Genomic DNA, 7,871 nt, shown 5'->3' with positions numbered 1-7,871 from the left:
ATGAATCCTGACCCTAGGCACGGGATATGCTGAAATACCGTTCCATCCCAGTGTGCTAGAAGAAACCTTCGACACCGCAGCCCAAGCCTCTTGACAGGGGGTGTGCATGAAAACCGCCAAAACGTGCAAGCTTATGCTTCATTGGCAAACAATGAGCGCTTGGCGATCCGTGAAGGACTCGAACCCTCAACCTGCTGATTAGAAGTCAGCTGCTCTATCCAGTTGAGCTAACGGACCATGCGCAGCGCCGTTCTAGCGTCTCGCAACGGGACGCGCAATCGCCCTGACGGGGGCATCGCGCTTGCACCGGCGTGCCTGTCCCGATAGGGGATTGCGCAAGATATTTACCCGAGAGTGCCGACCATGGATGACCTGCGCGACAAGTATATCGACCTGATCGGAGCGGCTGGCGATGAGGCCACGCTCGAAGACCTGCGGGTGCAGGCGGTCGGCAAGAAGGGCGAGATCAGTCTCAAGATGCGCGAGCTGGGCAAGATGTCGCCCGAGGAACGCCAGATCATGGGGCCAAAGCTCAACGCTCTCAAGGATGAGATCAACGCCGCGCTGGCCGCCAAGAAGGCCGGGCTGGCCGACGCCGCGCTCAACGAGCGCCTCAAGGCGGAATGGCTCGACGTGACCCTGCCCGGGCGGGGCCGTCGCAGTGGCACCATTCACCCGGTCAGCCAAGTCTGGGAAGAATGCACCGCGATCTTTGCCGACATGGGATTCGCCGTCGCCGAGGGCCCGCAGATCGAAACCGACTGGTACAATTTCGACGCGCTGAACATTCCCGGCCACCACCCTGCCCGCGCCGAGATGGACACGTTCTACATGCACCGCGCCGAGGGCGACGAGCGTGCGCCCAACGTGCTGCGCACCCATACCTCGCCGGTGCAGATCCGGTCGATGGAAGCGGGCGGCGCGCCGACGCGGATCATCTGCCCGGGCCGCGTGTACCGCGCCGATTATGATCAGACCCACACGCCGATGTTCCATCAGGTCGAAGGGCTTGCCATCGACAAGGATATCTCGATGGCGAACCTGAAATGGGTGCTCGAGGAGTTCTTCTCGGCCTATTTCGGCACGGCGGTGAAAACCCGTTTCCGCGCCTCGCATTTCCCCTTCACCGAACCTTCGGCCGAGGTCGACATCCAGTGCCAGTGGAAAGATGGCTCGGTCAAGGTGGGCGAGGGCGATGATTGGCTCGAAGTGCTTGGCTCCGGCATGGTGCACCCCAAGGTGCTGCGCGCGGGCGGGATCGACCCCGATGTCTGGCAGGGCTTTGCCTTCGGCATGGGCATCGACCGCATCGCCATGCTGAAATACGGCATTCCGGATCTGCGGGCGTTCTTCGATTCCGATCTGCGCTGGCTGCGCAATTATGGATTTGCGTCGCTGGATGTGCCGACGATCCGGGGTGGGTTGAGCCGGTGATTTTTGCCTACAATCGAAAGAAGATGGCGCAGGCCCTTTCGGTTGTAGGTGAGGCTGGCGTTTATGGGATGAAATACAATGGTGGCGTGGCAAATCTGCTAAATCTACCATCTTCAAAGCAGTCGATGCGGTTGCGATGGTCCTGCGTGTCTGCCCACAAGTTTTCCGGCAGAGAGTTCGAAGAGTATCTGATCTTGGCGTGGCGCTTTGGATACGTAGAGCGATCAAAGTATAAAGAATCTGACAGGGAAGGCGGTCTGAGAACGCCATCGTACATTGCAGAAAATGAGGTTGTTTTACTAACTGAGAAAGGCTGGGAGTACGTTGCAACCTACGATGTCCCGCTGCTCCATCGATGGGCGGAGAATTTGTCTAATAACATACCGACCATCGTCTCATCAGTCATTGTAAGCCTGCTATTGAGTTGGATCTCCTACAAGTTCGGCCCGCCGCTGATGGTTGAACTGTTGGGGCAATAATATCTAACGCGACTGGCACTCGCTGCTCTGACTTCTAGCGTTCCTCTATAATCAAACGAGGCCCCGCATGAAACTCTTCCGCCATGAAAACCGTGAACGCAGCCCCGACACGCGCCGCGTTTACGCCTTGTTCGAAATCGCCCACACGGCCGTGGATTTCGCGGCAGCGGTCTGTTTCACCATCGGGTCGGTGCTGTTCTTCTGGGCGCAATATGAGACGCAGGCGATCTGGCTGTTCACCATCGGATCGCTTTGCTTCATGGCGAAACCCACGCTGAAGCTGGCGCGGGAAATCAAGCTCTACCGGATGGGCAAGATCGACAGCCTTGCCAGCCGTTACGAGGATTAATCGAACAGCGTACCTTGCCCCGGTACCTTGGGCGCGGCCATTCCCAGATGGGTCCATGCGCCTTGCGTCAGCATCCGCCCGCGCGGGGTGCGCTGGATCAGGCCCTGTTGCAGCAGGAACGGCTCGATCACCTCTTCGAGCGCGTCGCGGCTTTCGGAGAGGGCCGCCGACATGGTTTCGATGCCGACCGGGCCACCGTGGTAATGCTCGGCGATCAGCGTCAGGTAGCGCCGGTCGGCCCCGTCAAGGCCGATGCCGTCGACGCCAAGCCGGGTCAGCGCGCCATCGGCCAATTCGCGCGTGACCACGCCATTGCCCTCGACCACCGCGAAATCCACCACCCGGCGCAGCAGGCGGCCGGCGATGCGGGGCGTGCCGCGCGAGCGTCTGGCAATCTCGCGTGCGCCATCGGGTTCGGCGCGCACGCCAAGCTTTTCGGCGTTGCGGGTGACGATCTGGTTCAGCTCGTCGACCGTATAGAATTGCAGCCGCGTCGGGATGCCGAAGCGATCGCGCAGCGGCGTGGTCAGCAGGCCAAGGCGCGTGGTGGCCCCGACCAGCGTGAAGGGCTGCAATTCGATGCGCACGGTGCGCGCGGCGGGGCCTTCGCCGATCACAAGGTCCAGCTCGTAATCTTCCATCGCGGGATAGAGAATTTCCTCGACCACGGCGTTCAGCCGGTGAATCTCGTCGATGAACAGCACGTCGTTGCGTTCGAGATTGGTCAGGATTGCCGCCAGATCGCCCGCCTTGGCCAGCACCGGCCCCGAGGTCATGCGAAAGCCGACGCCCAGTTCGCGCGCCATGATCTGCGCCAGCGTCGTCTTGCCAAGGCCGGGAGGGCCGTGAAACAGCGTGTGGTCCATCGCCTCGCCGCGCTGGCGGGCGGATTGGATGAAGACGCGCAGGTTGGCGCGGGCCTCGGCCTGACCGACAAAGTCGCCAAGCATCTGCGGGCGCAGGGCCCGGCCTTCGTCTTCGGGAAGCGGCTCGGGGCGCAGGGTTGGGTCTGGTCCGGTCATGTCAGGTCTTCGGTGCCAGCAGCTTCAGCGCGGCGCGGATCAGATCGTTGAGCCCCGCCTCGGGCGCGTCTTGTGCCGCCTGTGCCACCGCTCCGGCGGCGTCGGCGGGCGCGTAGCCAAGGTTGCCGAGGGCCGACAGCGCCTCGGCCTGTGCCGATGCAGATGGTGCGGGCTTGCGCGGGGCGGGTTTGCGCGCGGGGGTAGGGGCGCCTTCGATAACCTCATCGGGCACGTCATCGGGCAGGGTGACGGTGCCGGTGCCCATCGCCATGACGGCCGGGGCCTTGTCCTTGAGTTCGATCACCACGCGCTGCGCGGTCTTGGGGCCGATGCCCTTGGCGGCCTTGATCGCGTTGACATCGCCAAGCGCGATGGCGCGGCTTACCCCGTCAGGGCCAAGCGTGCCAAGGATCGCCAAGGATGCCTTGGCGCCGATCCCCTGCACCGAGGTCAGCAGCCGGTGCCATTCCTTTTCCACCAGCGTCGGAAAGCCAAACAGCTGCAGCAGATCCTCGCGCACCAGCAGGTCGGTATAAAGCGCCGCCGCCTCACCGGGGGCGGGCAGCGTTGCCAGCACCCGGTCAGAGCAATAGACGATATAGCCGACGCCGCGCACGTCGATCAGCACGTGGTCGTCGCCCTTGTATTCAATGCGTCCAGCGATGCGCCCGATCATGCCTTGATCCTCATGGTCTGCCCGCCAACGTGATGCGCGTGGCAGATGGCGATGGCAAGGGCGTCGGCGGCATCGGGGCCGTTGATCTGCACGCCGGGCAGCTGCATCTTCACCATGTGGCCGATCTGCGCCTTGTCCGCGTGGCCGACGCCGACCACCGTCTTCTTGACCTTGTTGGGGGCGTATTCCCCCACCGGCAAGCCGAATTGCGCCGGAACCAGCAGGGCGACGCCGCGCGCCTGACCCAGTTTCAGCGTGCCGACCGCGTCCTTGTTGACGAAGGTCTGTTCGATGGCGGCCATGTCCGGAGTGAATTGAGAAAAGATCGCGCTGAGCTGGCGGTGCAGCGAGAGCAGCCGTTCGGCCAGCTCTTGCGCCCCATCCGATTCGCAAACCCCGTTGGCGACATGCCGCAATCGGCTGCCCTCCATGTCGATGATTCCCCATCCGAGGCGCCTTAGCCCGGGATCGATCCCCAATACCCGCATGTTTGCCCGCCTGCTCGATGTCGTTTTCTGGCTTGTTTGACGGCAGTGTTAGCACGAAACGCGAACACGCTCCAAGCGGGTTGCGACGGGCTTTGCGATGGCTGTGCCATTTCAGGCGGCGGCGCAGCTTGTTTGCGACTGTCGGAGGCGGAAACGCGACTCTTTTCTGACCAAAATATGGGCGCGATTCTTGCGGGAATGTTCGGTCTGCGAGCTATTCGAAAACTGCATACGAACCATGCAATCTCTCATATTGCCTGAACGCATTTCCACGACTACCTCCGCATAGAAATCAGGCAGTTTGAAAACTTCAACACAAGGACACGACCCATGTCGGCATATGATACATTCCGCACCGATCGCGGCACCGCCGGCCTGGCCGGCCGCATCGGATCTGTCTTCGTCACCGGTTACGGTGCCGCCCCTGCAAAAGGCGCATCGGTTTCGGTCGAGATCGCAGCAGGCGTCAACCGCTTCTTCTCTGCTGTCACTGACATGATTGTCGAGTGGCACGAGGCCCGTTTGACCCGCAAGAGCCTTGATGCGCTGACCGACCGCGAGCTGGACGATATCGGCCTGACCCGCGGTGACATCGAGATGGTGGCCCGCGGACGCTGGTAACAGCTGCTGCAAGGCGATACAAAAGGCCGCGTCCTTCGATCAGAAGGGCGCGGCCTTTTTTATGCGCAATCGCTGGGAAACAAGAGCGGCGCGCCCTCGCGATCAGGCGAGAATGCGCTGGACTGTTTCGGCAATCCACAGGCTTGCGCGATCGGGCGACATCACCCACGCCCCCGCTTTTTCGACCATACCGCCAGAGGCGAGCCTGCCGATGTGGCCCTCGTAGCCTTCGACGCCGAGGCTGGTGAGCAGCAAGCCCTTGAACGCAAGGAAACATGCGCCCGCAATCAGCAGGGTCCGCAACTTGAAGAACGGGACACGGCGGATCGGCTTGTGCTCGATCGTGCCGTTGCGGTTCAGCGATGTGACATACCCTTCCGCCAGCTTACGGTGCTTTTCTGTCACCGCGCGATGGCGTTTCTCGAACTCTTTAACCACCTTGTCCATGACACCCTCAGGAACCGATCCGACCCCCACCGGATGGGACGGAATATGGGCAATGAATATGGCGCGAATGGGGCAAATGTATCGGGTTTATCGTATCTGGCGCTGGAGCTAGGAGGTTTTGCGAAGCGTCAGGGTCACCCAGTCGCCAATCACGTCACGGGTGACTTGATTGATGCCATTGCGGGCATAAACCTCGACGACCTCGTCGGCCTGACGGGTCAGGATGCCGGAGAGAATCGCGTATCCACCTTCGCCGATATGGCGCGCCATGTCGGGCGCGAGGTCGATCAGCGGCTGCATCAGGATATTGGCGAAGACCAGATCGAAGGGCGCGCGGGCGGTGATCTCGGGATTGGCGAAGCCAGCGGATTCGACGCAGCTCACCTTGCCGGACAGGCCGTTGGCGCGCACGTTGACCTCGGCGACTTCGACAGCCACCTCGTCGATGTCCGAGACGATCACCGGGTTCGGCCAGATCCGTGCCGCGGCCATCCCAAGCACCGCGGTGCCACAGCCCACATCGGCGACGCTTTGCCCGGTGAAGCCTTCGGTGGCGAGCCGGTCCAGCGCGCGCAGGCAGCCCAGCGTGGTGCCGTGGTGGCCGGTGCCAAAGGCCATGGCGGCCTCGATCAGCAGCGGCTCGCACCCGTCGGGGACCTTGTCGGCGTCATGGCTGCCGTAGACGAAGAAGCGCCCGGCCTCGACCGGGGTCAGTTCGCGGCGCACCTTGTCGACCCAGTCGGTGTCGGGGACTTCGGAGATCACGAAGGCTGGTGCGTCGAAGGCCGCGGCCAGAAGCGCCAGTTCGATGCCATCGGGGGCTTCGACGAAATAGGCACCGATTTCGAAGGTCTCGGAGCCATCCTCGATTTCGAAGACGCCGACGCCAGTGGGTTCGGGGTCGAGATCTTCGAGGGCCTCGCCGAGAGCCTCGGCGGCATCTTTGTCGGAAAGCTTGGTGAAGGCGGTCCAGGTTCTGGGCATGACGGGTCTCCGGATGGGTCGAGGCCCGATAGCGCGTTTGACAGGGGTTGGGAAGTGTTCCCGGCATTGCAGGGGGCGCTGCCCCCGCCCTTCGGGCCCCCCCGGGATATTTGGGGCCAGAAGAAACCGAGGGCGCTATTCGGCCGGGGTCGGGACGAGGGCGGTGAAGATGGTCTCGTTTCCGGGGGCGGGATGGCGCGGGATCAGCAGGGCGAGGCCGAGCGAAGTGAGCGCCATGCCGGCGGCAAGGCCGAAGACCGCCCCGGGAGCGGCGAGCCAGAGCAGCCCCAGCAGCACCGGCAGAAAGACCGCAGCGATATGGTTGATGGTGAAGGCCACGGCGGCGGTGGGCGCGATGTCGCGCGGGTCGGCGATTTTCTGGAAGTAGGTTTTCAGCGCGAGGGCGAGGGCGAAGAAGATGTGGTCGATGACATAAAGCACCGAGGCCAGCAGCACGCCCCAGCCAAACCAGTAGAGCCCGCCGTAGAGGGTGAAGATCACCGCCAGCCCGCCGTATTCGACCAGCAGCACGCGGCGTTCGCCGAAGCGCTGCACCGCCTTGCCGAGCATGGGGGCCGCGGCGAAGTTGACCATGAGGTTGATCAGGTAGAGCCCTGTCAGTTCGTCGACCGAAAAGCCGAAGCGTTCCACCATCATGAAGCCCGCGAAGACAACAAAGATCTGCCGGCGTGCGCCCGACATGAATTGCAGCGCATAATACAGCCAGTAGCGGCGGCGCAGGACGAATTCCTTGCGCTGCGGGTGGGGGCTTTCGAAACGGGGGAAGGCAAAGGCGCACCACGCGACGAGGACCAGCGTCAGGCCGCCCGAGACCATGTAGACCGTATCGTAGGACAGATCGAAGCGCTTCCACGTCAGCACGATGGCACCGTAGGCGACGAAGGTTGTTGCGCTTGCCGCCGCCAGCAGCCAGCCGAGCATCTGCGGGGCGCGGTCCTTTGGCAGCCATTGCAGTTGCAGGCTCTGGTTGACGGTTTCGTAGTAGTGAAAGCCGACCGAGCTGAGAAGGGTGATGGTCAGGATGCCGCCCATGGTCGGGAACCATGCAGTGACGGCGGTGGCCAGCCCAAGCAAGGCCAGCGAGGTCAGTGCCAGCGCCTGTTCGCGCATCACCAGCAGCACCAAGATCACGCCGATGGCGAGAAAGCCGGGGATTTCGCGCACCGTGTGCAGCAGGCCGATGTCGGCGCCATCGAAACTTGCGGCCTCGATGACAAAATTGTTGAGCAGCGCCGACCACGTGGCGAAGCTGAGCGGCATGGCGATGGCCATGAGGAACAGCAGCGTTATGGGGCGGCGCCAGAATGGCAGGCCGCTGGCTGCGGCGAGGGGCACGATACGGGTCATGCC

The 7,871-nt window shown here is 62.8% G+C and carries 10 protein-coding genes and 1 tRNA gene; 4 read left to right on the top strand and 7 right to left on the bottom strand.

The features are described from left to right. Nucleotides 1–160 precede the first annotated feature (160 nt). Nucleotides 161–237 (bottom strand) — tRNA-Arg (locus KO516_RS09310). Between the two features lie 126 nt (nucleotides 238–363). On the opposite strand from KO516_RS09310, the gene pheS reads away from it, so the two are divergent. The 3 genes from pheS (at nucleotide 364) to KO516_RS09295 (ending at nucleotide 2,262) form a co-directional block, all read left to right on the top strand. Then, nucleotides 364–1,434: a phenylalanine--tRNA ligase subunit alpha gene (gene pheS, locus KO516_RS09305; protein ID WP_216003510.1), complete on the top strand. Its 1,071-nt coding sequence runs from the start codon at nucleotides 364–366 to the stop codon at nucleotides 1,432–1,434. Further along, nucleotides 1,431–1,913: a hypothetical protein gene (locus tag KO516_RS09300; protein WP_216003509.1), complete on the top strand. Its 483-nt coding sequence runs from the start codon at nucleotides 1,431–1,433 to the stop codon at nucleotides 1,911–1,913. Before pheS ends, KO516_RS09300 begins: the two co-directional genes overlap by 4 nt. 67 nt (nucleotides 1,914–1,980) lie before the next feature. After that, entirely contained in the window at nucleotides 1,981–2,262 is a 282-nt protein-coding gene (locus tag KO516_RS09295) for a YrhK family protein (protein WP_216003508.1), read from the top strand. Here the strand turns inward: KO516_RS09295 and ruvB are convergent. From ruvB to ruvC, 3 genes are read right to left on the bottom strand one after another with little or no spacing between them, the layout of a single operon-like run. Next, nucleotides 2,259–3,284, bottom strand: a complete 1,026-nt coding sequence (gene ruvB, locus KO516_RS09290) for a Holliday junction branch migration DNA helicase RuvB (RefSeq protein WP_216003507.1) — start codon at nucleotides 3,282–3,284, stop codon at nucleotides 2,259–2,261. The two genes, KO516_RS09295 and ruvB, sit on opposite strands and share 4 nt — an antisense overlap. Before the next feature lies 1 nt (nucleotide 3,285). After that, on the bottom strand, nucleotides 3,286–3,960 hold the full coding sequence (gene ruvA, locus KO516_RS09285) for a Holliday junction branch migration protein RuvA (protein WP_216003506.1): 675 nt from the start codon (nucleotides 3,958–3,960) through the stop codon (nucleotides 3,286–3,288). Continuing rightward, nucleotides 3,957–4,448: a crossover junction endodeoxyribonuclease RuvC gene (gene ruvC, locus KO516_RS09280; protein WP_216003505.1), complete on the bottom strand. Its 492-nt coding sequence runs from the start codon at nucleotides 4,446–4,448 to the stop codon at nucleotides 3,957–3,959. The genes ruvA and ruvC overlap by 4 nt, the downstream gene beginning before the upstream one ends. A 330-nt stretch (nucleotides 4,449–4,778) precedes the next feature. Here ruvC and KO516_RS09275 point away from each other — a divergent pair, with 330 nt between their 5' ends. Further along, nucleotides 4,779–5,069, top strand: coding sequence for a DUF1127 domain-containing protein (locus KO516_RS09275; RefSeq protein WP_216003504.1), 291 nt, complete (start codon nucleotides 4,779–4,781; stop codon nucleotides 5,067–5,069). A 102-nt stretch (nucleotides 5,070–5,171) separates the two neighbouring features. Here KO516_RS09275 and KO516_RS09270 read toward each other — a convergent pair whose 3' ends face one another. From KO516_RS09270 to KO516_RS09260, 3 genes are all read right to left on the bottom strand, one after another. Then, nucleotides 5,172–5,516, bottom strand: coding sequence for a hypothetical protein (locus KO516_RS09270; RefSeq protein ID WP_216003503.1), 345 nt, complete (start codon nucleotides 5,514–5,516; stop codon nucleotides 5,172–5,174). A 108-nt stretch (nucleotides 5,517–5,624) separates the two neighbouring features. Then, entirely contained in the window at nucleotides 5,625–6,500 is an 876-nt protein-coding gene (locus tag KO516_RS09265) for a 50S ribosomal protein L11 methyltransferase (RefSeq protein WP_216003502.1), read from the bottom strand. Nucleotides 6,501–6,635: 135 nt separating this feature from the next. After that, nucleotides 6,636–7,868, bottom strand: a complete 1,233-nt coding sequence (locus KO516_RS09260; RefSeq protein WP_216003501.1) for an MFS transporter — start codon at nucleotides 7,866–7,868, stop codon at nucleotides 6,636–6,638. Between the last annotated feature and the right edge of the window lie 3 nt (nucleotides 7,869–7,871).

Origin of the sequence: Citreicella sp. C3M06, from assembly GCF_018860705.1 — a bacterium.
GTDB lineage: Bacteria > Pseudomonadota > Alphaproteobacteria > Rhodobacterales > Rhodobacteraceae > Salipiger.
This window is presented reverse-complemented; position numbering and strand designations above follow the sequence as displayed.

Coding starts and splice junctions, on each gene's coding strand:
- pheS (WP_216003510.1), top strand. CDS start 364: ATGGATGACCTGCGCGACAAGTATATCGACCTGATCGGAGCGGCTGGC.
- KO516_RS09295 (WP_216003508.1), top strand. CDS start 1,981: ATGAAACTCTTCCGCCATGAAAACCGTGAACGCAGCCCCGACACGCGC.
- ruvB (WP_216003507.1), bottom strand. CDS start 3,284: ATGACCGGACCAGACCCAACCCTGCGCCCCGAGCCGCTTCCCGAAGAC.
- ruvA (WP_216003506.1), bottom strand. CDS start 3,960: ATGATCGGGCGCATCGCTGGACGCATTGAATACAAGGGCGACGACCAC.
- ruvC (WP_216003505.1), bottom strand. CDS start 4,448: ATGCGGGTATTGGGGATCGATCCCGGGCTAAGGCGCCTCGGATGGGGA.
- KO516_RS09275 (WP_216003504.1), top strand. CDS start 4,779: ATGTCGGCATATGATACATTCCGCACCGATCGCGGCACCGCCGGCCTG.
- KO516_RS09270 (WP_216003503.1), bottom strand. CDS start 5,516: ATGGACAAGGTGGTTAAAGAGTTCGAGAAACGCCATCGCGCGGTGACA.
- KO516_RS09265 (WP_216003502.1), bottom strand. CDS start 6,500: ATGCCCAGAACCTGGACCGCCTTCACCAAGCTTTCCGACAAAGATGCC.
- KO516_RS09260 (WP_216003501.1), bottom strand. CDS start 7,868: ATGACCCGTATCGTGCCCCTCGCCGCAGCCAGCGGCCTGCCATTCTGG.